The following is a 24,335-nucleotide window of genomic DNA, read 5'->3' as shown; positions in this document are numbered from 1 at the left end:
GTGCGTACTCGGCGGAGGGGAATAAAATCCCGGTCCGCCTTCGAGCGGAGAGCGACGGTTCGACGCTCAGCCGAGTTCGGCGTCGAACTCCTCGCTTCCGGGCGTCACCGTGACGGACCACGGACCGAGGTCTTCGAGCGCGAGTTCGAACGTCCCGCCGCTTTCGAACGCGTGTTCGAACGCGACGGTCGCACTCGCGCCGGGTTCGAGGTCGACCTTCTTCGCTGAGACGACGCGCGCGTCGACGGTCAGTTTGAGTATCTGTATCGTCTCCTCGCTCCCCGTGTTCGTCACCGTTCCCGAGATTTCGACGGGGTCCCCCGCGGTCGCGGTCTCGGGAGCGTCGAAACCGTCGAAGGCGAGCCACCCGAACTCGGCGGATTTCGGCGTCACGTCGACCGTCGCGGAGGCGATGACCTCGCCCGGTGCGCGGCCGACGGTCACCTCGCGCTCGCCGACCTCGGCGAAGGCGACGGGGAAGTCGATCTGCTCCTCGCCACCGCCGGGGACGCGAGCTAAACGCGTCTCGACCGGTTCTCCGTCGACGAACAGGTGGAGTTCCTCGCCGCCGACGACGTTGCCCTCGTTCGTCGCCTCGATGGTCGCCACGACGGGTTCGCTCGCCGCCACCTCCTCCTGGATTCCGAACGCGTCGTAGGAGTACGTCGGGGGCTCGTACCGTCGGAGGGTTCGTTGCTCGCCCCTCGCCGGTCTGAGTCGAATCGCCTGTCCGCCGCCTTCGACCATCGAAGCGACGAGGGTATCGTCGGACGTCACGACGACCTCGTCGATCGCCACGGACGTCGGGTTCGTCTCGAAGTCGGCGTCCTCGCCGTCGGAGTAGACGGTGGCGACGTACGGGCGGCCGTCGTCGAGGAAATCGAGCGGAACGTCGAGCGTCCGCGGCCGGTCGTCGGTGCCGCTCCCGACGTACCACTCCTCGCCCTTGCGTCGGGCGATGGTGAGATACCGGCCGATCTCCCCCTGGACGACGGTCGTCTCGTCCCACGACGCCGGGACGTTCTCGATGAACTCGAACTCGGTGAGGTCGTCGTAGTTCTCGGGGAGGTCGGCGACCATCTGGAGCCCCGAGAAGATGATGGGGTACAGCGCGAGCTGTCGCGCGCGAGTGCTGTGAACCCGCGTCTCGCCGTACTCCTCGTAGGTGACGTCGAAGATACCGGGGGTGTAATCGAACGGTCCGCCGAGCAACCGCGTGAACGGGAGGACGAGCGTGTGCGAGGGCGGGTTCCCCTGCGGTCGGAAGTTCTCGTACTCGAGGCCGCTCGCGCCCTCCCGGGTCAGCAGGTTCGGCCACGTTCGGCGAACGCCCGTCGGTTTGATGGGTTCGTGGACGTCGAGCATGATCTCGTGGTCGGCCGCCTTCTTCGTCACCCATCGGTAGTGGTTCACCATCCGCTGGCCGTGGTGGTGGTAGAACGTCCCGTCGATGAGCAGACCGTCCTCGCTCACGTAGCCGAGTTTCGCCGAGTGGATGCCGAGTTCCTCGTAGTACTCGTACGCCTCCTCCAGTTGGTCGATGTAGTTCCCGACGCCGCCGCCGGTCTCGTTGTGGATGGTGATGCCGACGCTCGGGTCCTTGCTTTGACCGTACTCGACCACCTCTTCGAGGTCGTACTGGTCGATGGATTCCGTGAAATCGAACGAGTACGGCGGCTCGCTCCACGCGTCGAAGCCGCCGTCCCACCCGACGTTCCACCCCTCGACCAGCAGGCTATCGATACCGTGTTCGCTGGCGAAATCGATGTAGCGCTTGGCGTTCGCGGTCGTCGCGCCCACGTCCGGCCCGGACGCCCACGTCGATTTGCCGATGTGTATCTCCCACCAGATGCCCACGTACTTGCCCGGGTTTATCCAGGAGGTGTCCTCTATCTCGTTGGGTTCGTTGAGGTTGAGAATGAGCTTCGATTCGACGAGGTCGCCCGGCGTCGCCCCGAGCGTGAACGTCCGCCACGGCGAGGCGTGGGGCGACTCGGCTTTCACCTTCGCCCCGTCCGGCCACGGGACGAGCGCGCTCTCGAAGCGGGTCGGGTGGTCCCCGTCCCGCGCGAGCGTCATCGCGGCGTAGTCGGTCAGCGCCGCCTCGTGGACGCTCAGGTACCGCTCGTCGTCGACCTTCATCGTGACCGGCGTGTTCGCGGCGTCGACGTCCGTTAGCCCGACCGAGGACGAGGTCGAAATCTCCGACAGCGGCGTCTCCTCGTACAGATACTCGTAGTTCTCCCAGTTATCGGGCGTCCACCACGACGTGTAGTCCCCCCCGAACCGGAAGCCGGTTTTCTCGTCGGTGATGACGAAGTCGCCGAGGTTCTCCTGCTCAGGGAGCACGTACCGGAAGGCCGCGCCGTCGTCGTACGCTCTGAAGACGAGGGTCAGCGACCGGGACGGCGATTTCGATTCGACGAGTCCGACGACGAGTTCGTTGTACCGATTCCGCACCTCGGCGGTCTCGCCCCAGACGGGTTCCCACGTCGCGTCCTCCTCGCGCCGTCGAACGCCGGCGATTTCGAAGCCGCCGTCGAGCGGGTCGGCGTCGCGGAACTCGAACCCGAGCGGCGACGGTTCGACCAACGTCGCTCCCTCGAACGACAGCGAGTATCGCGGTCGGCCGTCCGCCAACTCGAACGTCACCCGTACCGCCCCGTCCGGCGATTCGACTACCTGCGTCGACTCGACGTCGGTCGCCGCGTTCGCCACCGGCGTCCGGTTCGCGTCGGCGATGGTCGGGGACACGCCCACCGTCGCCGCGCCGGCCGCCGTCAGAAAGTCCCGCCGCGGGAGAAGATTCGATTCGGCACCGTGTTTGTTGTTATCTTTCTTCATCCAGTAATAACTGGCATAATCCGTAATTAAAACTGATGGCCGCCGTTGTTATTGCGGAACATCTCCGAAATATGTCGCTCGTCGCGACGATACTGACCGGTATCAGGTTTCGCGGTCCCGCGGAGTACTTGTCAATCGTACGGGTGTGACCGATACCGTTACTTTCCTCGCTCGAAATCGATCATCACCCGGTCTCGGACCGCCGGTGGTGTTTTCACATCTCGTAAATCGTAACCGTATTTATCGTCGAAATTACTATCGTAATTCGGTTAACGGCCGCAAATTAACGAATACTGCGGATTTATTGGTGGGGTCTGCAGACTTCCGTTCGAGGTTGTCAGTAACGCAATGACGAGAACAGCTATTTCGATTTTGCTCGTCGTTTGTTTGGTGTTATCGGGTTGCGCGTCGCTCGGCGGTAACACCGAACAAACGCCCGATCAGACTCACACGACATCGGCAGCTACCTCGACCGCCGCCGCGACGACGTCCGCCGACACGGCCACGACCACGGCCGCGACCACGACCGCGGCCACGAGTACGCCGACCACGACCGCGACGACCACCACGACCGGCGGAACGACCACCACCGCGACGGAGGCGTGGTCGGAACCCACGCCTCCGAACACGCCGCTCCAGAACAAGATGGAGTCGGAGGAGCGCGACCGAATCGAGAGCGTCTCGTTCGTGGACAAGACCGAAGCGAGCGGCGGCGGCTACTCGGATTTCGACTTGCGGATTACCGCCGACACGCAGATGGAGAACATCGACCCCGCGGACCACGGCGACGTGGTGGGTGAGCCGTACTTCCTCGTCTACATCGGCGGGTCGCTCGACAACGGGTCGCGGTTCAGCTACACCAACGGGACGCTCGGCGCGCGATCGAACGTCTCGCAAGAGAAGAGCGGCGAGTACACCATCGACGTCCACCCGAAAGCGTTCGAGAAGGCGAACGTCGAGGACGGCGAGGTCGAAATCATGGTACTGCTGATGGACAGGGACAGCGACTGGGACGACATCTACGCCGTCAGAACGGTCACCGTCGAGTACTCGTCCGGGAGCTGAGAACTGGATTTCCCGTTTCGACGAATTCTACGGTCCTTTACCGACTCGTCGCCACTACCATCCGGGCGTTCGCGGGGCCGTCCAGACGAGTTGGAAGTTCGGCGCCTTCTGCGTCGGCAGCTGTTAGGGCCCTGTTCGCGTTCGTGTGGTCGCGGGCTCGATGAACATCCTCTGGACGGCGGTCATCACGGTGGTGCTATCGCTCGAACGGGTAGTTGGTTGGGGCGATCGGCTGGTCCGTGCGACCGGTATCGTCGCCGGAACGACCGGGATCGCCTTCATCGCGGTCCCGGTGGTCCAGTGCGGTTCGGTTGCGAGGACGACTCCGACGAGTTCCGCGTTCGCCACGACGGAGGTCGCGATCGCTCGGCGTCGCGGAAATCGAAAATCCGGAGCAGCACCCGGAGAGTCGGCAGAAATCGGTTCGGCGGTCGCCCCGGATTCCGATGCTCCCCCTCGCGCGTCGGGTACCCCCTGACTGGTACGTGATACCCAGTACCCGACGAAGGAGGATACCGGCCGTCGAACCTAATCTGTTGTGACCGAATCATCAAAATAGCTCGCTGAAAGGAGAGCCCCGCCGGGACGACGGAACGGCGACGCTCGCTTCTCCCTCTCCGTTCTCCGTCGGACGTCGAACACGACGTCCTCTCGATGGTTCATTTTTATTAACACGGTCGTGGTATTCGAGCGCGAAAGGTATGCCCAGTGTTAACCAGTTACAGGAAATGTACGAGCAGATGGTGACCGCGCGGTACTACGAGGAACGCCTCCAAGAGGAGTACCTGGAGGGCAAACAGCCGGCGTTCGACATCTCCGCCGGGCCGATACCGGGTGAACTCCACCTCGCCGCCGGGCAGGAGGCGGCCGCGGCGGGGGTGTGCGCCCACCTCCGAGACGACGACACCGTCACCGCGCCGCACCGACCGCACCACGTCGCCATCGCCAAAGGCGTCGACCTGAAGCGGATGACCGCGGAGATATTCGGCCGCGAAACCGGGCTCTGCAAGGGGAAGGGCGGTCACATGCACCTGTTCGACCCGGACGTGAACTTCGCGTGCTCGGGCATCATCGCGGAGGGGTGTCCGCCCGCGGTCGGGGCCGCGCTCGCGGCGAAAAAGCGCGCCACCCACGACGTGGCCGTGGCCTTCCTCGGCGAGGGCGCCGTCAGTCAAGGGGGCTTCCTCGAATCGCTCAACCTCGCCAGCGTCCACGACCTGCCGATCGTGTTCGTCGTCGAGGACAACGACTGGGCCATCAGCATGCCCAAGGGGCGGGTGACGGACGTCGAGAACTGCGCGCAGCGCGCCGACGGGTTCGACCTGCCCGGCGTTCGAGTGGACTACGACGACGCAATCGCGGTGTACGACGCCGCGGCGGACGCCGTCGGCCGAGCCCGCACCGGCAACGGTCCGACGCTGCTCGACGTGCAGGTACACCGCCGGATGGGTCACTTCATGGGCGACGCCGAAGCCTACCGCCCGGAAGAGGACGCCGAGCGCGCCCGGCGTCTTGATTCCATCGAGCGTCTGGCCGACGACCTTCGCCAGCGAGACGTCGAAGACGACGACCTCGACGCGATTCGCCGGCGCGCCGAGGAGCGCGTCGACGACGCCATCGAGTGGGCCAAAGAGCAGCCAGAACCCGACCCGGAGGCGGCGTACGAGGACGTGTTCGCGAACCCGCCGGAGAACTGGCCGCGGAGGCCGGCGACTTCCACGGGGGGTGACGACTGATGGCGCAAGCGCAGGAGGCGACCGAGCGCGAACTCACGATGAGTCGGGCGATGGTCGAGGCCATCGCGGCGGAGATGGAGGCGAGCGACGACGTGTTCGTCATGGGCGAGGACGTCGCCGACTACGGCGGCATCTTCGACAGCACCGACGGGCTGTTGGAGGAGTTCGGCCGCGACCGCGTGATGGACGTGCCGATAAGCGAGACGAGCTTCATCGGCGCGGCCGTCGGCGCGGCGCAGGCCGGAATGCGTCCGATTGCCGAACTGATGTTCGTCGACTTCTTCGGCGTCTGTATGGACCAGATATACAACCAGATGGCGAAGAACACGTACATGAGCGGCGGCGCGGTCAACGTCCCGATGGTTCTCATGACGGCCGTCGGCGGCACGTACAACGACGCCGCCCAGCACTCGCAGACGCTGTACGGAACCTTCGCCCACCTTCCGGGCATGAAGGTGGTCGTCCCGTCGACCGCCTACGACGCCAAGGGGCTGATGCACGCCGCCATCCGCGACGACGACCCGGTGGTCTACCTCTTCCACAAGCGGCTGATGGGCATCGGTTGGATGCCCGCGCCCGAGGGGCCGAAGACGCCGGTGCCCGAGGACGACTACACCGTCGAGTTCGGCGAGGCCGACGTGAAACGCGAGGGCGAGGACGTCACCGTCGTCACGCTCGGCCTGCACGTCCACCGGGCGCTCGCGGCCGCCGAGGAACTGGCCGACGAGGGAATCGACGCCGAGGTCGTCGACTTGCGAACGCTCGTGCCCCTCGACACCGACACCGTCGAGTCGTCGGTGAAGAAGACCGGGCGACTGGTCGTCGTGGACGAGGACTACCGCTCGTTCGGCGTCTCCGGCGAGATAATCGCCCAGGCGACCGAGTGCGCCCTCGACGATCTGGAGGGCGTCCGACGGGTCACGATGCCCGACGCGCCGATTCCGTACGCCCGGCCGCTCGAACGGGAAGTCAACCCCGACGCGGACGACATCGCCGACGCGATCCGAGAGCTACAGGGATGAGCGGGGGAACGGTCGACGTCGACTCCGCCGACGTGTGGCCCGAGGACGCCGAGGACGTCGAGGAGGCGGTCGTTTCCAACTGGTTCGTCCGCGAGGGCGGGCGCGTGGAAGAAGGAAGTACCATCGCCGAGATTCAGATCGAGAAGGTGAGCGTCGACGTTCCCGCGCCGGCGGGCGGCGAGGTGGTCGACGTGCTCGTTCCCGAAGGGGGCGAGTTCGCGCGGGGGGACGTATTGGGGCGCATCCGAGCGGAGTAACGCGTTCCGTTTTCTCACTCCGCCGGCTCTGCGAAGAACTCCTTGATGATCGTCTCCTCGGCGCGGTGGAGTACGACGCTCGCCGTCGATTTGCTGACTTCCAGCGCGGTCGCGAGGTCGGTGAGCGAACACCGACGCGGCGTATCGTAGTACCCGCGTTCGACGGCTTCGGTAAGAAACCGCCGCTGGCGGTCGGTCAAGAGCTCGGTCGGGTCGAGCGACTGGGTGACCCAGACGACCTCGAAGGCGAATCCCGTCCCCTCCAACTCGTCTCGGAACCGCGACAGTCGTTCCTGCGAAGTGGTGAGCTCGCAGACTAGCCAGCCGTCATCGAGGACGTAGGGAAACTGCGGCAGATTTCCCGAGGCCAGAAGCGCCCGGTACGGAGGGGGGACGAACGGAAGTTGAAACTGCAGCAGGACCGTCCGCTCGTCGGCGTGGAGCACCTCGTAGGAGGAGACCCTCGACCTCGGCGCACCCTCGAACATATCGAGAACGACCGACGTATCCGCCATCGTCGCCTCCAACACGACGAACAACCCTTTCTCGGTCGGGTAGGCGCTCAGAATTCGAAACTCGTCGTTCGGGCGCTCGCTCGACAACCGAAACGGACCGCCGCGCGCGTTCCCCGGCGGTTTGAACTTCACTCGTGCCCTGGGCATATCCGTATCGTCGACGGCCGGCCTTATCCGCGTACCTGCGAACACGTTCGAGCGAACGACTACGGTGCGTTCCCGCTTCCTCTGTGGCATGAGACGATCCGATACCGACGCGGTCGAAAGCACGTTCGACGCACCGACGCACACGAAGACGGCACGCCGTCGATTCCTTCGGTTGCTCGGAGCCGGGAGCGCCATCTCCGTCGCGGGTTGTTCGAGTATCACCGGAAAGGCATCGAAAGCGCAGGTGAACTATCGAAATCGTCCGAAAGGTGACCAGCGGTGCTCGAACTGTCGGTTTTACGATCCGCCGGAAAACGGTGACGGCGCGGGCACGTGCAGCCGCGTCGAGGGGGAGATAGCCCCGGATGCGTGGTGTAACGTGTACTCCAAGGGGTGATTCCTCCCCGCCCTACCGGGCGGACTTCCCGTTTCGACGGCGCGCTCTGTGGATGCGTTACCATCGTCCGCGAGCGCGAGAACGGTCTCCGACGACGACGGCACCGCCGGCGTCCCTTCGAATCATCGACCGGTCGACGGTTCGATCGCCCGTCGGATGCCGCGAACATCTTCGCGCGAACGACGACGGCGGGTGGCGGCCTACTAGACGCCGTGAGCACGACCATGCAACCTCCTCGACGCACGACCGAAATCGGCCGCGAGCGAGCGAAAGCCATCGAAGCGACCGACATCGGGCTGACGTACTCGAACGGTACCGAAGCGGTATCCGACGTCACGCTCGACATCCCGAGCGGCGAGTTCTTCGGAGGCGATCGGTAACATGGCTCAAGAGACGAGCATCGACCCGGCGCTCACCGTCCGCGAGAACCTCCGGTTCGCCTGTCGCGCCTACGGCGTTCCCGCCGACGACCGGAGGGACCGGATCGACGACCTCCTCGAATTCGCCGGCCTCGCCGAGACGCGCGACGAATCTCGTCCAGTTCCCGTTACTCTTCGCGAGCACGGCGTTCGTCCCGGAGCGTGCGCTGCCGGGATGGCTTCGAGCGGTCAGTTCGGCGAACCCGGTCACGTACGGGGCGGACGCCACCCGAACGATCACGCTTTCCGGGTGGGAATGGGGGCGTCATCGTCCCGTCGCTCGTCGTGCTCGTCGCGCTCGATTTACTGCTCGCCGCGGTGGTCGTGTACTGCCTCGATCGAGCGTCGAGTTCGGCCGTTCGGTAGACGGTCGGCGTCGTCGAATCGGCCGGTTCGTCGTTAGTAGCGCGGATTCGGCGGGAACTCTCCGACGACCGTTGCGAAACGTCGAACGTGTTCGACTAAACGGTCAACGTGTCCGCCCCCGTCTTAGACGGCATGGAAACGTCGACTAACCGGGTGAAACGGAGAGAGTCCACGAAACGGACGATGCGCGCGCTGCTGGGTGCGGAGGGCGTCTCGTTCCTCCTCGCCGCCGCAGTTCACGCGGGGATCCTCCTCTCCGGATACGAGCACCGCGAGGCGATGCTCGCCGAAAGCGTGCTCGGTACCGTGCTGCTCGTGGGCTTGGCGGTGACGCTGGTTCGTCCGCGCTCGCTGTTCGCCGTCGCCGCGGGCGTACAGGCGTTCGCGCTGCTCGGTACGCTCGTCGGAATTTGGACGATCATCGTCGGCATCGGCCCCCGAACCCTCCCGGACGTCGTGTACCACGCGGTCGTCGTGGTCGCGCTGGTGGCGGGCCTCGTCTTGGCGTGGCGAAATCGCGGCGCGAAGCTCTGAACTTTTTTGGAACGGCCGCCTTCCCCGTCACTTTCACTCCCCGCCGTCCACTCTTACCGCTCCGCGCCCTAGCGTCGGCTATCGATGACTCGACGCGCCAGCGCCGACCTCCCTCTGCACACGGGTTCCACGCCGCGGTGGCTCTTCGACCGGATGGTCGACCTCGGCGGAGCCATCTCGGAGGCGGTCGTCGAGGAGTACGGCCGGGACGAACTCGTCAGGAGACTTTCCGACCCGTACTGGTTCCAGGCGCTCGGGTGCGTCCTCGGATTCGACTGGCACTCCTCGGGCGTCACCACGACGACGATGGGGGCGCTAAAAACGGCGCTCTCCCCGCAGAAACACGGCATCGCCGTGGTCGGGGGGAAGGGTGCGACGTCCAGAAAGACGCCGGACGAGATAGACGCCAGCGGACTCGATATCTCGGCGGAAACCCGCGACGAACTGAAGCGAATCTCGCGGATGAGCGCGGCGGTGGACAACGGCTGCGTCCAGGATTCCCACGTCCTGTACCACCACACCATGGCGATTTCGGAGACGGGGACGTGGTGCGTCGTCCAGCAGGGGATGAGCGATTCGACGGCGCGGCGGTACCACTGGCTGGCCGACGACGTCCGGAGCTTCGTCGAGGAACCCCAGACGGCCATCTGCGCGCAGGAGCGCCGCTCCGACCCGCTGGATCTCACGGCCGAGTCGTCCGGGGAGACCCGCGCCGTGTCGGTGGACCTAGTGCGGGACGACCCGGCCCACCTCAAGCGCGAACTGCGAGGACAGCGCTCGTTGGCCGATTTCGGTTCCGACGCGTCGACCGGCGAAGCGGCCGGAGACGCGAGCGAGGGCGAGCGCACCCGAATCGACCTGACCGCCGGTTCCGACCTGACGATGCCCGATCATCACCGACTCCGTCGGGTGGACGTCTCCGAGAGGGCGCTCGACCAGCTTCAGCGAGCCTACGAGTACCAACCCGACGATTACGAGGAACTCGTGGAACTGGAGGGAATCGGACCGGGCTCGCTCCGAGCGCTGGCGCTGATCGCGGAGTTGGTCTACGACACCGAGAGTTCCCGGGAGGACCCGGCGAAGTACGCCTTCGCCCACGGCGGGAAGGACGGAACGCCGCACCCGGTCAAGCGCGAGCGATACGACCGGTCGATAGAGTACATGCGTTCGATGCTGGAGGGCGCGGATATCGACCGCGAAACCGAACAGAGTTCGCTCGAACGGCTCGCAAAACTGGAGCAGTGAACCGCCGAGCGGGGTGGCCTTTCGTCACCGCCTCATTCGCGCCGCGTTTCGACGATTTCGATGCCGCGCTCCCGGAGTTCGTCGATGAACAGTTCGGGGTCGAGGAGTTGTTCGGGCGGCTTAGCTCCGGTGTCGAGCACGTCACCGCGGCCGACGAGTTCCGCCGCGATGCCCATCGGCACACCCGTCCAGACCGCGGTCGCCTTCAACCCCCAGTCGTCGAGTCGAGACTCGACGACGGTGGTAAGCTGATAGCGAGCGGGGTCGCCGTCTTCCTCGCCGACCACGTCCACCCGGAACGACTTCCACTCCTCCACCGCGCCGGGTTTCGGCTGTTGGTCGAGGTGCCAGTCCAGGAACTCGCGGGGACTGAACTCGGCCCCCGCGAACTCGACTTCTTCCTCGCTGGTGAGGTTCAACCCGATGAGCACGTCGCAGATGTTCACGAGGTCGGGCGAGAACGCGACCCGGAAATCCACGGTTTCGACCCCTTCGAAGGTGTCGGGCATCGTCGCCAGTTCCGAGTGGATACTGTGGAACCCCTCCACTTCGCCGACGGGTTCCGGCATCGTGTAGGTTTCGCGGCCGGAGAGCGGTTCGAGCTCCTCGAACTCGCCGTCATGGAAGACGACGGGGTTCATGGTGAGTTCGTCCAGTATCGTCTTGGCCGAGTAAGCGAACCCGTCGCCGCCGCCTTTCGCCCCGGTTCGGATGTGAACTTCGTCCACGCGATCGAGACGGCTGGCACCCCGCGCGGCCGCGACGTTCGTCAGTCCCGGGCTGGCACCGATGCCGAGGACCGCCGTGAGTCCGGCGTCGTCGAACGCTCCGTCGAGTTCGAGTTGTTCTCGCGTCTTGTGGTACAGTCCGCCGAGGTCAAGGTAGTGAGCGTCCGCCTCCAGACACGCTTCCATCACGTCGACGTTGAAGGAGTAGGGAAGCGCGTTCGCCACCACGTCCGCGTCGACGAGTACGTCGACCAGTCGGTCGCGGTCGGTCACGTCGACCCTCGTCGCGTCGACCTCGCCGGGGAGTTCGGCGGCGAGGTCCTCGGCGGCGTCGCGGTCGGCGTCCGCGATGATCAGTTCGACGTCACCGTTCTCCGCGAGTTCGTGGGACGTCGCGCGACCCATCGCACCGCACCCGCCGAGCGAAATCACCTTCATATCAGTAATTCTTATAGTTCATCATGACCGCCTTCGTTTGCGTCATCGCTTCGAGGTGCCACTTGCTTCCGTACCGGCCGCCGGAACCGCTCTCGCCGTATCCGCCGAACGGGAGCAACCGCTCCCAGTAGTTGTTGGTCTCGTTGACGAAGACGCCGCCCGCCTTCAGGCGATTGGCGGCGTCGTGAGCCCGTTCGAGCGAATCGGTGAAGATGGCCGCTTGAAGGCCGTACCGCGAACGATTGGCGACTTCGATGGCCGCCTCGTAATCGTCGACGCGGACGACCGGCGTCACCGGGCCGAACGTCTCCTCGGTGGCGATGTCCATCTGCTCGGTCACGTCGTCCAGCACCGCCGGGTCGTAGAACAGACCGTCGGTGTCGCCGCCGGTCAACAGTCGTGCGCCCTGCTCGACCGCACCGTCGACGTGGTCTTTGACTTTTCGCTGGATTCGTTCGCTCACCATCGGTCCCACGTCGGTTCCCTCCTCGAAGGGGTCGCCGAGCGTGAGGGCCTCGGTCTTCTCCACCACCGCATCGACCAACTCGTCGTGGATTCCTTCGGTCGTGATGACGCGCTCGGTACCGCAGCAGACCTGGCCGGCGTTCCAGTTGCTCCCCATCACGATGCTCTCGGCGGCGTGGTCCACGTCGGCGTCGTCGAGGACGAGAATCGGGTCCTTCCCGCCCATCTCCAGCAGGCACTGGGCGTTGCGCTCCGCGGCAGTCTTCGCGATCTGCTGGCCGACCGCGGTGCTACCGGTGAAGGCGATGAGCCGAACGTCCTCGTGACCGACCAACTCCGCGCCGGTCTCGCCCGCGCCCGTGACGAGGTTGAAAGCACCGTCCGGGAGGCTCGACCGCTCGAACGCCTTCGCGATGTGGTAGGCCGTCAGCGGCGTCTCCTCCGCCGGTTTGAACACCACCGGGTTGGCGGTGGCGATCGCCGAGTAGATGCTGCCGCCGGGGACTTCGAGCGGGAAGTTCCACGGGCTGATAACCGCGCACGGACCGTACGGCTCGCGTTGGGTGTACGCGAACCGCCCCCGGAACTCCGAGGGGACGACGTCGCCGAACAGGCGGATGGCGTCGTGCGCGTAGTCGTCGCTCGATTCGATGACGTACTCGGTCTCCTCGTAGGACTCGTGGAGCGGTTTCCCCTCTTCGCGGGTGATGAGTTCGGCGATTTCGTCCTCGTGTTCCTCGAAGTAGTCGGTCACCTCGTCGAGCACCGCCGCCCGCTCGAACGCGGTCATCTCCTCGAGTTCGCGCTGTGCGCGACGGGCCGCTTCGACCGCTCTCCGCACGTCGTGCGGGGACGCGTCGGGGACGGTGTCGATGACCTCGCCCGTGACGGGCGAATCGACGTCGATACCTTCGTTTGACTCGGCGTCGACCCACTCTCCGCCTATGTAAAGCTGTCTCATGTGAGTCACCCTATCAAATGAGGAGGTGTGCCAAAAATCTTTCTGGGATTTGGGCCCGACAGCGTAAAGATTTCGTCTGAATCGCCGGGTTATCGAATCTGTCGATGGTTGGTCCGCCGCGCGGGGCGGTTGGCCAACGGTTACGGGGAGGGCGTCAAAGCGACGGGTCGCCGAGCGAAAGGTGGACGGACTTGCTCTGCGTGTACTCCGAGAGCGCCTCTTTTCCGCACTCGCGGCCGATACCGGACTGCTTGAATCCGCCGAACGGCGTTCCCGGGACGGTGCCGAAGTACTGGTTCACCCAGACGCTCCCCGCCTCGATGTCCGCGGCCGCCCGGTGCGCGCGCGAGGCGTCCCGCGTGAACACGCCGGCCGTGAGTCCGTACGTCACCCCGTTCGCCACGTCGACGGCCTCCTCGTACGTCGAGAACTCCGAGACGAACTGAACCGGGCCGAACACCTCCTCCTGCGCGATTCGCATCCCCGGTTCCACGTCGCCGAACACCGTCGGTTCGAAGAAGTATCCGTTCTCGAGTTCCGCGTCGGCGGGACGATTTCCACCCGCGAGAACGGTCGCTCCCTCTTTTTCGCCGAGTTCGACGTATTCTTCGACTTTCTTCCGGTGCGTCGCGTAACAGAGCGGTCCCTGATTCGCGTCTCGAAGCGGGTCGCCGACCGTCCGGGCCTCCACGGCGTCGAGGTAGCGATCGAGAAACTCCTCTTTCACGTCTCGGTGGACGACGAGGCGGGTCCCCGAGTCGCAGGACTGGCCGTTGTTGTAGAGACCGGCGACGACCGCCGTCCGCGCCGCCGCTTCCACGTCCGCGTCGGGAAACACCACGAACGGGTTCTTCCCGCCGAGTTCCAGCGTGACGGGGGTCACGTCGTTCGCAGCAGCCCGCATGACTTCCTGGCCGACGGGAACCGACCCCGTGAACGATACTTTTCGGATGCCGTCGTGGCCGGCGACCGCAGCGCCCGCCTCGTCGCCGAACCCCGGAACGACGTTCAACGCGCCGTCCGGTAGGATACCCTCCGCGAGTTGAGCCGCCCGTATCACCGCCAGAGGGGCCTGTTCCGCCGGTTTCGTCACCGACGTGTTCCCCGCCGCGAGGGCCGCGCCGACCTTCCAGCCCATCAGGAGGACGGGATAGTTCCACGGGAGAATCTGGCCGGTCACGCCGTACGGTTCCCGCCTGACGTACGCGAACGAGTCCTCGCCGACGGGCGGCACCGACCCTTCCTCGCCGACCGCCGCCGCCGCGTAGTACTCGAAGAAGTCCAGACCCGTCGAAACGTCCGCACGCGCGGCCGATAACGGCTTTCCGACTTCGAGGGTTTCGAGGAGGGCGAGCTCGTCGAGATGGTCGCGAAGCACGTCCGTCCACTCCCGAATGGCGTCGCCGCGTTCCATCGGCGTCGTCCGGCCCCACTCGCCCTCGTACGCCGCCGTCGCCGCGGCTACCGCGTCGTCGACGTCTTTCCTGCGGCCGCGCGCCACGTCCGCGATGGGCGCTGCGATCGCGGGGTCGTCGGGCGCGAACGTCTCGTCGGCTGCCGCCGCTCTGCTCGCACCGTCGACGACGACGCCGAACGTGACGCCGTCGGTCGCGTCTTCTATCGCCGATTCGTGATTCGCTCCGAGTGAGTCGGTGTAGTCTGTCATTGGAAAACGGGTATCGTGTTCGAAATCGTCCCCTGCACGGTCGGTCCCTCACCGCGTCAGCACGACGGCGTTGTCGGCCGACCACCCGACCGTCACGGTTCGACCGGTCGAGAGATACTCGCCGCGGTCGGTTATCTGCATGTCGACGGTGAGCTCCAGGCCGTTCGGCAGTTCCACGACGAACTTGCCGAGGTTCCCTTTGTATATCTCCTCCGTCACTTCGGCCTCGAACGCGTTGTCCAGTCCTCGCGCGTCCGCTCCTAATCTGATCTTCTCCGGTCGAACGGCGAACGACACCTCCCCGTCGGCGTCGGGTTCGTGCGGCACGCGAAACGAGAATCCGTCTCGCTCGACGACCGCGCCCTCCGGCGTCTCGGCGTAGGCACCCCTGATGAGGTTGGTCTCGCCGATGAAGTCGGCGACGAACTCCGTCTCCGGCTCCTCGTATATCTCCGTCGCGGATCCGAGCTGTTCGAGGCGACCGTCGTTCATGACCGCGATTTCGTCGCTCATCGTCAGCGCCTCCTCCTGGTCGTGCGTGACGTAGACGAACGTGGTATCGAGGTCCTCCTGAAGGTTCTTCAGCTCGACCTGCATGTTCTTTCGAAGCTTCAGGTCGAGCGCGCCGAGCGGTTCGTCGAGCAACAGCACGGTCGGTTGGGTGATCAACGCGCGGGCGAGCGCCACTCGTTGCTGCTGGCCGCCCGAAAGCTCGCTCACCCTCCGGTCCTGGTACCCGGGAAGTTCGACCAGTTCGAGCGCTTCGGCGACGCGGGCGTCTATCTCTTCGGTTCCGCTTCGACCGACGAGCCGCTTGAAGGCCGCGCCGAACCCGCGGTTCGTCGTGACACCGCCGTCGGTCGCCCGGTCGCGGTCGGGGAGCCCCTGCATTTCGAGGCCGAACGAGACGTTTTCGCCGACGGTCATGTGCGGAAACAGCGCGTAGGACTGGAACACCATGCTCGTGTCGCGCTCGAACGGCGGAATGTCGTTGACTCGCTCGCCGCGGATGAACACGTCACCGCTCGTGGGGGTCTCGAACCCGTCGATACACCGCAGTAGCGTCGTCTTCCCGCACCCCGAGGGGCCGAGTAAGGTGAGGAACTTTCCGGCTTCGATGTCGAGACTTACGTCGTCGACCGCGACCACGTCGTCGAACCGCTTCGTGATTCCGTCGAGTCGAACGTCGTATCTCACCATGTGTCAGGCGTTCTTGATTTCGGTCCACGCACGGCTGTAGGCCTGCGTCGCCTGGCCGATGTTCTGGATGTATTCGAGTTTCTTCATCGTCTTCGGGTCGGGATAGATGCTCTTGTTGTTCAGAATGTCCTCGCTGATGTGCTTCTCGGCCGTCTCGTTCGGGCTGCCGTAGTACGTCCAATTGGTGATGCGCGCGCCGATCTTCGCGTTCAGGTAGTAGTTGATGAACGCGTGAGCGGCGTTCGGATGGGTCGCTTGCTTGGTAATCGCGCCGTTGTCCACCCAGATGACGCCGCCCTCCTTCGGCACCGTGTACCCGATGGGCGAGGAGCCGTTCTTGTGCGTCTCCCAGTACGCCTGGAACACGCCGCCGGACCACGCGTGAACCGGGCTCGCCTGTTTGTTGATGAGGTTGGTGGTGAAGTTCGAGGAGTCGTACGTTTTGAGCAGGCTCTTCTGGTTGACGAGCATCTCTTTCGCTTCCTCGATCTTCGCCTCGTCCTTCGTGTTCAGCGAGTACCCGAGCCGTTTCAGGGCCGCGCCGATGGTCTCGCGCATGTCGTCGAGCATCGTCATCTGGCCCTTCCACTTCTGGTTCCACATCGCGTCCCAGGAGTTGATGTTCGCGTTCCCGCCGAGCATCTCCTTGTTGTACCCGATGCCGGAAGTTCCCCACTGGTACGGCGCGGAGTAGGTACCGGGGTCGGGGTCGTACGGCGTGTCGGTGAACTTCTTACCGAGATTCCCGTAATTGGGAATCTTCTTCTTGTTCAATTTTCGAACCATCCCCTGGTTCACCAGGACGTTGATCATGTAGTCGCTGGGGAACACGAGGTCGTACTGGCTGGTTCCGCCGGCCTTGAGTTTGCTGAACATCTCCTCGTTGGAGGCGTAGTTCGAGACGTTGACCTTCACGCCGTAGGCCTTCTCGAAGTCCTGAACCGTCCCGTCGGGCCAGTAGTCGCCCCACTGGAAGATGTTCAGCTGGTTTTCGAGGTCGTAGTCGAGCTCCTTCAGATCGTACTTCTGCCTGGGATTGGCGCTCCCCGCGGTCGTACCGGACGTCGTGGTCGTACCGCCGGTCTGGTCGTTCTGACCGCTCCCGCCCGTACAGCCGGCGAGCCCCGTCAGTCCGACCGCGGCGAGGGTGCCGGTCGTCTTGAGGAATCGCCGCCTACCGTCCCGGGACGTGCTGTGTTTGTCCATGTGTATCACACCCGCTCTTTTCGGGTAGAAGGGTGTATATGACATAAAGTTTGGGGAAGTGGGGACCAATATCCGAAGGTTTTTCTACCATATCGGTCCCTCGAACCATTGGGCGACCGCGACGACCGCCATCGTGACGACGATTATGAGCGCGGCGACGACGTTGACGCCCGGCGTGATGCCCTGCCGAACCATCGAGAAGAAGAATATCGGCAGGGTGTTCTGGTTGCCGATGATGAAGAAGGTGACCACGAAGTCGTCGAAGCTCATGGCGAACGCGAGTAACGCACCGGCCACGATGCCGGGTTTCAACAGCGGGAGCGTGACGTACCGGAACGTCTCGAGTTCGTTTGCGCCGAGGTCCTTGGCCGCCTCCTCCAGCGTCCGGTCGAACCGCTGGAGACGCGCGAGGACGACGATGGCGACGAAGCTAATGTCGAACGCGATGTGTCCGATGGTGGCGGTGTGCAGTCCGAGCGACATCCCGACGATGTTGAAGAACAGCAGCAGCGAGATACCCATCACGATGCTCGGGATGATGATGGGCATGTAGACGACGCCGGTGAACAACCCCTTGCCGGGGAACTCGTAGCGGTCGAGCGCGAACGCCAGCATCGTCCCGAAGACGGTGCTGACGACGACGGTGGCGACCGCGATTTCGACCGAGTGGACGAGCGCCGAGAACGCCGCGTCGGGGTTGACGCGGGCGACGGTCTCGCCCGCGAGCAGCGCCTCGTACCACTCGGTCGTGAACCCCTGCCACACCAACGCGTATCGAGAGTCGTTGAACGAAAGGGCGATGAGGACGGCGATGGGGACGTAGAGGAACAGGTAGACCAGGGCGGCTTCGACCGCCAGTAGCGCGCCGCCGTGTCGAAAGAGTCGCGAGCGCACGCGAGCGAACCAGCCGCGACCGGGCGTTTCCGCGCTCACGCGAGATCAGCGCTCCCGTACCGCTGATAGACGGCTATCGCGAGCAGCATGATCCCCATCAGGGTGAACGAACCCGCCGCGCCGAGCGGCCAGTTGCCCGCCGCGCCGAACTGCTCCGCGATGAAGTTGCCGATCATCTGACTGTCGGTGCCGCCGAGCAGGTCGGGGATGACGTACGCCCCCGTGCTCGGGATGAACACCAACAGGCTCCCGGCGACGACGCCGGGCATCGACAGCGGGAACACGACCCGCCGAAACGCCTGCAGTCGGTTCGCCCCCAAATCCATGGCGGCTTCCTGAAGCGTGAAGTCGATCTCCTCGATGCTCGCGTACACGGGCAGTATCATGAAGGGAATCCAGATGTACACCAACCCGACCATGACCGCGAACCGCGAGTTCATCAGCGACTGCCCGGCCTCGAAGAAGGGGAGAATCCCCAGCGCGTTCGTCAGGACGCTGTTTCCCGACAGGAGGATCTGTATCGCGTAGATGCGGACGAGGAACGACGCCCAGAAGGGGAGGATTATCAGCACCAACAACAGGTCCTGATACTCCTCGGGCGCGATGCGTCCCACGTAGTAGGCGACGGGATAGCCGACGACGAACGAGATCACGGTCGCCACCACCCCGAAGCCGATGCTTTTCAGCGTCAGTTGCACGTAGGGCGTCGGCTCGCCCGCCGCGAGTTCGACGCCGAAGGGGAGCAGCGCCTCCACCACCCACGCGACGGAGTACCACGCCGCTTCCGGCACGGTCGCGTCGTCGGGGACGAAGAACAGGCGGTACTGTTGGAGGCCGAGGTACTCGGGTGCGATGAGCACCTCGCCGAACGCTCCTCGCTGTCCGAAACTGTAGTAGAACATCACGGCCAGTGGAACGAGGAAGAACGTGACCAGCCAGAAGGTGCTGGGGGCGATGTTCACGACCAGCCCGGTCCAGCGGTTCCCGCGCAGCCGGCGGACGAGGCCCGTCTCCGCCTCGACTTCCTGCTCCCGCGTTGTGGTTTCGCTTGCCATGCGTTTCCTTGCCATGTCATCGGCCCCCCACGAAATAAGTTTTGTTCTGATTCGGTTTCGGTCGAGCATCTCTCGGTGCAGGTGCCGAAACGCGGACAAAGTTTTTGACTCCCTCCCGCATATCTCAGGAGGCACATGGACGGCGGCGAAACTTTCGTGATCGCTCTCTGCCAGTACGAACTCCGCGGCGTGGAGTCGCTCGACGGGCTGTTACGGCGCGTCGAGGCGTCCTTCGACCGCGCGGGCGACGCCGACCTGTACGTCCTCCCGGAACTGTTCGCGAACGATCGCCTCGAAGAGGCGGGGGACGCCGACGCGACGGGAATCGACCCGGGGGAGCGAGCGCGCCTGCACGAATTCCTCTCGTCGGCCGCGAACGAGCGCGACGCCGTCGTCGTCGGCGGGTCCTACGACGCCACCGACGAGGGCTCGACCTACAACCGGTGCCCAATCGCGGTTCCGGGTTCGAGCGTCCGCACGTACGATAAGCTCCACCCGACTCCGGAGGAACGGCGACGAGGGAAACGACCGGGGGACGGGCCGGCACCGGTCGTCGAGCACGAGGGCGTCGGCATCGGCGTCGCGGTGTGTTACGACGTGGAGTTCCCGAATCTCGTCCGCGGTCTCGCGGACCGCGGTGCCGAGGTCGTCGCCGTGCCGTCGTGGACGGCCGACGAAGCGGGGTACCAGCGCGTTCGCCGCTGTTCCGCGGCGCGCGCGGTCGAGAACCAGTTGTACGTCGCGCAGGTCAGCGTCGTGGGGAACCGACCGGGCGGCGACCTCACTGGAACCGGACGGTCGGCGGTGTTCGCGCCCTGCGACGACGTCGTGGGGGCGCACGGAACGCGGCTCTCGCTGCCGCGGGACGAATCGGCCGCGGCGACCTATTCGGTCGACGTGACCGCGCTCCGGAAGTCGCGAACGGACGCCGCCGTTAGGCCGTACGCCGACGCGAACCGGCGAGAAGACTGAACATCGTACGAGGAAACGGAACGAATAGGAGAACGCAGCAGAAAAATGAACGATATGACCCTCGATGAAATCGATCGGAAGATACTCAAAATACTCCAAGCCGACGGGCGAACCGCGCTGTCCGAAATCGCCCGTCGGCTCGACATGGGAAGCGCCACGATTCACGAGCGCGTGAACACGCTCGAAGCGGAGGGGTACATCCAGGACTACCGGGCGGTCCTCGACCCCGAACTGCTCGGCTTGAACGACGTCGCGTTCATCCGCGTCCGAACCGAGGCCGGGCACTTCTCGGAGGTCGCCGAACGCCTCGCCGAGGAGACCGCGATTCAGGAGATACACGAACTCACCGGCGAGGCCGACCTCTTACTGAAAGTGCGGGTCGGCGAGCGATCGGCGCTCACAGACCTTCTGAGCCGCATCGGTCGGTACGAAGGGGTACTTTCGACGTCGACCGACGTGGCCCTCCGGAGCGTGAAAGAAGAGCAGCGACTCGACCTCCCCGGATGATGTCCCGTTGGGACCTCTCGCCGTCGGTGAGAACCGAAGTCGGTCGATTGGAGAGCGTGCTCGTTCACGAACCCGGCCCGGAGTTCAGCACCGTGGTCGACCCCGACGAATGGGACTGGGACGGCCTGCCCCGCCAGGAGAGCGCGGCGAGCGAACACGCGGCGCTGGTCGAAGAGCTGGAGGGACGCGGCGTGACGGTTCATCGGCTCGACGACGCTTGCGAGGGTTTGGCGGAGTCCCTGTTCGTCCGCGACGTCGGGTTCGCGATCGAGGGCGGACTGGTCGTCGGAAAGATGGTCGAAGAGACCCGTCACGGCGAGGAACGCCGAGTGACCGAGCGCGCGGTCGAACTCGGCATCCCGATCTATCACACCGTTCACGGATCGGGGGGATTCGAGGCCGGAAACATGGTGTGGATCGGGGAGGAGACAGTCGCCATCGGGCGGTCGCGGACGACCAACGCCGAGGGCATCCGGCAGGTTCGGAACGTGTTCGAAACGTACGACATCGACGTGGTCGACGTTCCCATCTTCGGTAGCACGGAGAGCACCGGACAGACGCACCTCGCGCTCGTGTTCGGCATGGTCGACGCCGACCTCGCGCTCGTGTACCCGCAGGCGGTTCCCGCCGAGTTCGTCGAACTCCTGCACGACCGGGGAATCGAAACCATCGAAGTGCCGATGCGCGAGCAGCGCAATCGGGCGACGAGCACCATCGTGGTCGAACCGGGGGAGGTGCTGGTGCCGTCCGGAAATCCGTACGTCCGGAACGCGCTCGTCGAACGGGGTGTGGAGGTCGTCGAACTCGACGTCCGCGAGATTCGGAAGACGGGCGGAGGATTGAAGGGACTGATACTCCCCCTCGATCGCACCCCGTAGTCGTATTATTTCCCCCTACTCCGTAACTACACCGCATCATTTTCGTAGTGGGGCATCTTTTGCCAAAGATTTATTGGGTACTCCTCCGTCGTATGGTGCAATGAGCCTCGGTGACAAAGAGCAAGAACCGGATCACGCGGACCGACTCCGAGACCGAACGCCAGAAAGCGAGCGATTCCACGACCGAGCGTCGAAGGTCACGCCCCTCGGAGTCGAGTCGAACGTCCGGTCGTTCGACCCCTACCCGTTCTACGTCGAGGAAGCCGACGGATCGTATCTCTACGACATCGACGGCAACGAGTATCTCGACTTCCTGCTCGCGCTCGGCCCGATCATCCTCGGCCACGGCCATCCCGAAGTGCGCGAGGCCGTCAAGAAGCAGGTCGATACCTGCGACCTGACCGCCACTCCTCAACCGGTCGCCATCGAATTCATGGAGAAGGTCGCGGAGATGACCCCGAGCATCGAGAAGGTGCGGCTGTCGAACAGCGGGAGCGAAGCCACGATGCACGCGATGCGGGTCGCGCGCTCGTACACGGGGAGGGATAAGATCGCCAAACCCGAGGGCGGCTACGCGGGAGCGCACGACTACGCGCTTCAGAGCGTTTACGCCAGCGAGGATGCCCTCGGGCCGGCCGACGCGCCCAACACCGTCTCCTACGGAACCGGCATTCCGGACGCGGTGAGCGACACCGTGGTCGCCTTCCCCTTCAACGACGAGGAGGCGACCGAACGCATCCTGCGTTCGCAGGCCGACGACATCGCGGCGGTTATCATCGAACCCGTCATGTTCTCGTGCGGCTGTCTCCTTCCCCGCGACGGCTACCACGAGTTCCTCCGCGACCTCACGGAAGAGCTGGGAATCGTCCTCATCTGGGACGAAGTGATGACCGGATTCCGACTCGGCCCGGACAGCGCGCAGGGGAGATTCGGCATCTCGCCCGACATGACGACGTTCGCCAAAGCCGCGGGCGGCGGGTATCAGATGGCCGGATTCGGCGGCAAGGCCGAGATAATGGACGAGATCATCCCGCCGAAGAAGAAGGAGGCCTCGAAGTGGAACTCCTCTACGTTCCACGGCGGCACCTACAACGGCCACCCGGTTTCGACCGCCGCGGGGCTGAAGACGCTCGAAATCCTCGACGAGCGCGACGTGTACGACCGCATCGACCGACTCGGCGACCGGCTCTTCTCCGGACTCCAAGAAGTCGCGGACGACGTCGGCGTCGACGCGAACGTCCAACACATCGGCTCGATGGGACAGGTGTACATGACCGACCACGACATCCGCTTCTACCGGGATTCGTGGCGCGCGAACGAAGACCAGTTCGCCGACTGGTGGCTGGAAGCCGCCGCCAGCGGCGTCCTGTTCGGCAATCCGATGCAGGGCGAACGATTCTTCACCACCTACACCCACACGGAAGAGGAAATCGACCGCGCGCTCGAAGTCGCGGAAGAGGCGTTCCGCGCCGTGAACCACGAGTACGAGTGACTCATGAGCGAACAGGAGCGCGGCTCGGCCGATAAAGGCGACCGCGTGACGCCCGTCGCGGGGGGCGACGAGCCGTTCACAGCCGCCCGCGGGAACGTCGAGCGAGCGGTCGGGACACCGTCCGACGCCGTCGAATCGGTCGATCGATAGCATGTCGTGCGCGAATCACGACGTCGTCGTCGTTGGCGGCGGCGTCATCGGCTGCGCCGTCGCTCGGGAGCTCGCCGCTACCCACGACGTGGTCGTCGTCGAACGGGAGCGAATCGCCGCGGAGGCGACCGCGCTCGCCGCGGGCGAGATTACGATGGCACCGTCCTACACCGACAACCCGCCCATCGCCGACTTCGCCACCGGATTCTTCCGGAGGTACGACGGAACGGGACGGTTCGAGTTCACCGAACGGCCGAGCCTCGAACTCGTCCCGCCCGACCGCGAGCGCGAAGCGCGCAGGCGCGTCGAGCGACTCGCCGCAGACGGCGTCGCCGTTTCGTTTTCGGAACCGGACGCCGTCGAAGCTGCGTTCCCTCGGTTCGATCTCCGGGAATTCGCCGGTGCGGTCGAACACCGGGACACGGGGTTCGTCGACCCCTACGCGTTCGCGATGACGCTCAAAGAAGACGCCGAGTCCCGAGGCGCGACGTTCCTGACCGACACCGAAGTAACGGGCCTTCGCATCGCGGACGAGCGCGTGAGAGGCGTCGAAACGGCGGCGGGAACGTTCGACGCCCCGCACGTCGTGGTCGCCGCGGGGTGGCGAACCGAACGTCTCCTCCGCGACCACGTTCGACTCCCCGTCCGGCCGTATCGGACTCAGTGCGTGGTGCTCGATCCCCTCGAAACCGTCGGTGACGCGTTCCCTATGGGATGGATTCCCGGCGAACACGTCTACTTCCGGCCGGAGCACAACGGCGACCTACTGGTCGGCGGCTGGTCGTTCGCCGAGGACGATCCGGAGGGCGCGAGCGAGAGCGAAGACGAGGCGTTTCGCGACCACGTCGCCGACCTCGTACCGAGATTTCTCCGGGGGTTCGATCGGGCTCGATTCGTCAACGGGTGGGCCGGCGTAGACGGAGCCACGCCGGACACCCGCCCGATAATCGACGCGCCGAGCGACGCCCCCGGTGGGCTCGTCGTGGCGACGGGCTTCCACGGTCGCGGGGTGATGACCGCACCCGTCGCCGCGAGGGTCGTGCGGACGCTCGTCGTCGGAGAACGGTGTCCGTTCTCGCGAGCCCCGTTCGTTCTGGATCGATTCGACTCGCGGTCGCCGGACTTCGAGTTTCACAGCATCAGCGCCGGGGACTGACCGTCGCGTCGCGACGCCGA

General features: G+C 65.0%; 25 protein-coding genes. 16 read left to right on the top strand and 9 right to left on the bottom strand.

Going from position 1 to position 24,335, the window contains the following annotated elements; translation table 11 throughout:
• Positions 1-66: 66 nt before the first annotated feature.
• On the bottom strand, positions 67-2,844 hold the full coding sequence (locus LIX00_RS18915; RefSeq protein WP_227356564.1) for a glycoside hydrolase family 97 protein: 2,778 nt from the start codon (positions 2,842-2,844) through the stop codon (positions 67-69).
• A gap of 390 nt (positions 2,845-3,234) precedes the next feature.
• On the opposite strand from LIX00_RS18915, the gene LIX00_RS18910 reads away from it, so the two are divergent.
• The 5 genes from LIX00_RS18910 (at position 3,235) to LIX00_RS18890 (ending at position 6,924) form a co-directional block, all read left to right on the top strand.
• Complete coding sequence (locus LIX00_RS18910; protein ID WP_227356563.1) at positions 3,235-3,909, top strand: hypothetical protein; 675 nt, start codon at positions 3,235-3,237, stop codon at positions 3,907-3,909.
• Between the two features lie 145 nt (positions 3,910-4,054).
• On the top strand, positions 4,055-4,387 hold the full coding sequence (locus LIX00_RS18905) for a DUF2182 domain-containing protein (RefSeq protein ID WP_227356562.1): 333 nt from the start codon (positions 4,055-4,057) through the stop codon (positions 4,385-4,387).
• A gap of 250 nt (positions 4,388-4,637) precedes the next feature.
• Positions 4,638-5,645 (top strand): thiamine pyrophosphate-dependent dehydrogenase E1 component subunit alpha, encoded by a 1,008-nt coding sequence (locus LIX00_RS18900; protein WP_227356629.1) that lies wholly within the window; start codon positions 4,638-4,640, stop codon positions 5,643-5,645.
• Positions 5,645-6,667 carry an alpha-ketoacid dehydrogenase subunit beta gene (locus tag LIX00_RS18895; protein ID WP_227356561.1) on the top strand — a complete coding sequence of 341 codons (1,023 nt, stop codon included), beginning with the start codon at positions 5,645-5,647 and terminating at the stop codon, positions 6,665-6,667. The genes LIX00_RS18900 and LIX00_RS18895 overlap by 1 nt, the downstream gene beginning before the upstream one ends.
• Positions 6,664-6,924: a lipoyl domain-containing protein gene (locus LIX00_RS18890; RefSeq protein ID WP_227356560.1), complete on the top strand. Its 261-nt coding sequence runs from the start codon at positions 6,664-6,666 to the stop codon at positions 6,922-6,924. The genes LIX00_RS18895 and LIX00_RS18890 overlap by 4 nt, the downstream gene beginning before the upstream one ends.
• Positions 6,925-6,938: 14 nt before the next feature.
• Here LIX00_RS18890 and LIX00_RS26010 read toward each other — a convergent pair whose 3' ends face one another.
• Positions 6,939-7,586, bottom strand: coding sequence for a helix-turn-helix domain-containing protein (locus LIX00_RS26010; RefSeq protein WP_303659903.1), 648 nt, complete (start codon positions 7,584-7,586; stop codon positions 6,939-6,941).
• An 88-nt stretch (positions 7,587-7,674) separates the two neighbouring features.
• Here LIX00_RS26010 and LIX00_RS18880 point away from each other — a divergent pair, with 88 nt between their 5' ends.
• The 5 genes from LIX00_RS18880 to LIX00_RS18865 all read left to right on the top strand — a co-directional run bounded on the left by LIX00_RS18880 (position 7,675) and on the right by LIX00_RS18865 (position 10,547).
• On the top strand, positions 7,675-7,983 hold the full coding sequence (locus LIX00_RS18880) for a high-potential iron-sulfur protein (protein WP_227356559.1): 309 nt from the start codon (positions 7,675-7,677) through the stop codon (positions 7,981-7,983).
• A gap of 212 nt (positions 7,984-8,195) precedes the next feature.
• Entirely contained in the window at positions 8,196-8,363 is a 168-nt protein-coding gene (locus tag LIX00_RS26170; protein WP_368410775.1) for a hypothetical protein, read from the top strand.
• 1 nt (position 8,364) lies between these two features.
• Positions 8,365-8,805, top strand: a complete 441-nt coding sequence (locus tag LIX00_RS26165) for a P-loop NTPase family protein (protein WP_368410774.1) — start codon at positions 8,365-8,367, stop codon at positions 8,803-8,805.
• Positions 8,806-8,900: 95 nt separating this feature from the next.
• Positions 8,901-9,302, top strand: coding sequence for a hypothetical protein (locus LIX00_RS18870; RefSeq protein WP_227356558.1), 402 nt, complete (start codon positions 8,901-8,903; stop codon positions 9,300-9,302).
• 84 nt (positions 9,303-9,386) lie between these two features.
• On the top strand, positions 9,387-10,547 hold the full coding sequence (locus LIX00_RS18865; protein ID WP_227356557.1) for a DUF763 domain-containing protein: 1,161 nt from the start codon (positions 9,387-9,389) through the stop codon (positions 10,545-10,547).
• 32 nt (positions 10,548-10,579) lie between these two features.
• Here the strand turns inward: LIX00_RS18865 and LIX00_RS18860 are convergent, their stop codons facing one another.
• The 7 genes from LIX00_RS18860 to LIX00_RS18830 all read right to left on the bottom strand — a co-directional run bounded on the left by LIX00_RS18860 (position 10,580) and on the right by LIX00_RS18830 (position 19,160).
• Positions 10,580-11,713 (bottom strand): saccharopine dehydrogenase family protein, encoded by a 1,134-nt coding sequence (locus tag LIX00_RS18860; protein ID WP_227356556.1) that lies wholly within the window; start codon positions 11,711-11,713, stop codon positions 10,580-10,582.
• A gap of 1 nt (position 11,714) precedes the next feature.
• Positions 11,715-13,139 (bottom strand): aldehyde dehydrogenase family protein, encoded by a 1,425-nt coding sequence (locus LIX00_RS18855; protein ID WP_227356555.1) that lies wholly within the window; start codon positions 13,137-13,139, stop codon positions 11,715-11,717.
• Between the two features lie 154 nt (positions 13,140-13,293).
• Positions 13,294-14,805: an aldehyde dehydrogenase family protein gene (locus LIX00_RS18850; protein ID WP_227356554.1), complete on the bottom strand. Its 1,512-nt coding sequence runs from the start codon at positions 14,803-14,805 to the stop codon at positions 13,294-13,296.
• A gap of 48 nt (positions 14,806-14,853) precedes the next feature.
• A complete protein-coding gene (locus tag LIX00_RS18845; RefSeq protein WP_227356553.1) occupies positions 14,854-16,005 on the bottom strand; it encodes an ABC transporter ATP-binding protein in 1,152 nt (383 codons plus the stop codon).
• 3 nt (positions 16,006-16,008) lie between these two features.
• A complete protein-coding gene (locus tag LIX00_RS18840; RefSeq protein ID WP_227356552.1) occupies positions 16,009-17,211 on the bottom strand; it encodes a polyamine ABC transporter substrate-binding protein in 1,203 nt (400 codons plus the stop codon).
• Positions 17,212-17,295: 84 nt separating this feature from the next.
• Positions 17,296-18,144, bottom strand: a complete 849-nt coding sequence (locus tag LIX00_RS18835; protein ID WP_227356551.1) for an ABC transporter permease — start codon at positions 18,142-18,144, stop codon at positions 17,296-17,298.
• The gene (locus tag LIX00_RS18830; protein WP_227356550.1) at positions 18,141-19,160 is read right to left on the bottom strand and encodes an ABC transporter permease; all 1,020 of its coding nucleotides are present in this window, start codon (positions 19,158-19,160) and stop codon (positions 18,141-18,143) included. The genes LIX00_RS18835 and LIX00_RS18830 overlap by 4 nt, the downstream gene beginning before the upstream one ends.
• A 135-nt stretch (positions 19,161-19,295) precedes the next feature.
• Between LIX00_RS18830 and LIX00_RS18825 the strand changes: the two genes are divergently transcribed.
• The 6 genes from LIX00_RS18825 to LIX00_RS18800 all read left to right on the top strand — a co-directional run bounded on the left by LIX00_RS18825 (position 19,296) and on the right by LIX00_RS18800 (position 24,315).
• Entirely contained in the window at positions 19,296-20,132 is an 837-nt protein-coding gene (locus LIX00_RS18825; RefSeq protein ID WP_227356549.1) for a nitrilase-related carbon-nitrogen hydrolase, read from the top strand.
• A 54-nt stretch (positions 20,133-20,186) separates the two neighbouring features.
• Positions 20,187-20,639, top strand: coding sequence for an Lrp/AsnC family transcriptional regulator (locus tag LIX00_RS18820; protein ID WP_227356548.1), 453 nt, complete (start codon positions 20,187-20,189; stop codon positions 20,637-20,639).
• Positions 20,640-20,665: 26 nt separating this feature from the next.
• On the top strand, positions 20,666-21,517 hold the full coding sequence (locus LIX00_RS18815; protein ID WP_227356547.1) for a dimethylarginine dimethylaminohydrolase family protein: 852 nt from the start codon (positions 20,666-20,668) through the stop codon (positions 21,515-21,517).
• 100 nt (positions 21,518-21,617) lie between these two features.
• Positions 21,618-23,009 (top strand): aspartate aminotransferase family protein, encoded by a 1,392-nt coding sequence (locus LIX00_RS18810; RefSeq protein WP_227356546.1) that lies wholly within the window; start codon positions 21,618-21,620, stop codon positions 23,007-23,009.
• A 3-nt stretch (positions 23,010-23,012) separates the two neighbouring features.
• Entirely contained in the window at positions 23,013-23,159 is a 147-nt protein-coding gene (locus LIX00_RS18805; protein WP_227356545.1) for a hypothetical protein, read from the top strand.
• Position 23,160: 1 nt separating this feature from the next.
• A complete protein-coding gene (locus LIX00_RS18800; RefSeq protein ID WP_227356544.1) occupies positions 23,161-24,315 on the top strand; it encodes an NAD(P)/FAD-dependent oxidoreductase in 1,155 nt (384 codons plus the stop codon).
• The last annotated feature ends 20 nt before the right edge of the window (positions 24,316-24,335 follow it).

Source organism: Haladaptatus salinisoli (assembly GCF_020614375.1).
GTDB classification, from domain to species: Archaea; Halobacteriota; Halobacteria; order Halobacteriales; family Haladaptataceae; genus Haladaptatus; species Haladaptatus salinisoli.
Note: the sequence above shows the minus strand (reverse complement) of the source record. Positions and strands in the feature narration are given on the sequence as shown.

Excerpts from the sequence above, each read along its gene's own strand:
- LIX00_RS18915 (WP_227356564.1), bottom strand. The coding sequence starts at position 2,844 with ATGAAGAAAGATAACAACAAACACGGTGCCGAATCGAATCTTCTCCCG.
- LIX00_RS18900 (WP_227356629.1), top strand. The coding sequence starts at position 4,638 with ATGTACGAGCAGATGGTGACCGCGCGGTACTACGAGGAACGCCTCCAA.
- LIX00_RS18895 (WP_227356561.1), top strand. The coding sequence starts at position 5,645 with ATGGCGCAAGCGCAGGAGGCGACCGAGCGCGAACTCACGATGAGTCGG.
- LIX00_RS18890 (WP_227356560.1), top strand. The coding sequence starts at position 6,664 with ATGAGCGGGGGAACGGTCGACGTCGACTCCGCCGACGTGTGGCCCGAG.
- LIX00_RS26010 (WP_303659903.1), bottom strand. The coding sequence starts at position 7,586 with ATGCCCAGGGCACGAGTGAAGTTCAAACCGCCGGGGAACGCGCGCGGC.
- LIX00_RS18880 (WP_227356559.1), top strand. The coding sequence starts at position 7,675 with ATGAGACGATCCGATACCGACGCGGTCGAAAGCACGTTCGACGCACCG.
- LIX00_RS26165 (WP_368410774.1), top strand. The coding sequence starts at position 8,365 with ATGGCTCAAGAGACGAGCATCGACCCGGCGCTCACCGTCCGCGAGAAC.
- LIX00_RS18870 (WP_227356558.1), top strand. The coding sequence starts at position 8,901 with ATGGAAACGTCGACTAACCGGGTGAAACGGAGAGAGTCCACGAAACGG.
- LIX00_RS18865 (WP_227356557.1), top strand. The coding sequence starts at position 9,387 with ATGACTCGACGCGCCAGCGCCGACCTCCCTCTGCACACGGGTTCCACG.
- LIX00_RS18860 (WP_227356556.1), bottom strand. The coding sequence starts at position 11,713 with ATGAAGGTGATTTCGCTCGGCGGGTGCGGTGCGATGGGTCGCGCGACG.
- LIX00_RS18855 (WP_227356555.1), bottom strand. The coding sequence starts at position 13,139 with ATGAGACAGCTTTACATAGGCGGAGAGTGGGTCGACGCCGAGTCAAAC.
- LIX00_RS18850 (WP_227356554.1), bottom strand. The coding sequence starts at position 14,805 with ATGACAGACTACACCGACTCACTCGGAGCGAATCACGAATCGGCGATA.
- LIX00_RS18845 (WP_227356553.1), bottom strand. The coding sequence starts at position 16,005 with ATGGTGAGATACGACGTTCGACTCGACGGAATCACGAAGCGGTTCGAC.
- LIX00_RS18840 (WP_227356552.1), bottom strand. The coding sequence starts at position 17,211 with ATGGACAAACACAGCACGTCCCGGGACGGTAGGCGGCGATTCCTCAAG.
- LIX00_RS18830 (WP_227356550.1), bottom strand. The coding sequence starts at position 19,160 with ATGGCAAGCGAAACCACAACGCGGGAGCAGGAAGTCGAGGCGGAGACG.
- LIX00_RS18825 (WP_227356549.1), top strand. The coding sequence starts at position 19,296 with ATGGACGGCGGCGAAACTTTCGTGATCGCTCTCTGCCAGTACGAACTC.
- LIX00_RS18820 (WP_227356548.1), top strand. The coding sequence starts at position 20,187 with ATGACCCTCGATGAAATCGATCGGAAGATACTCAAAATACTCCAAGCC.
- LIX00_RS18810 (WP_227356546.1), top strand. The coding sequence starts at position 21,618 with ATGAGCCTCGGTGACAAAGAGCAAGAACCGGATCACGCGGACCGACTC.
- LIX00_RS18805 (WP_227356545.1), top strand. The coding sequence starts at position 23,013 with ATGAGCGAACAGGAGCGCGGCTCGGCCGATAAAGGCGACCGCGTGACG.
- LIX00_RS18800 (WP_227356544.1), top strand. The coding sequence starts at position 23,161 with ATGTCGTGCGCGAATCACGACGTCGTCGTCGTTGGCGGCGGCGTCATC.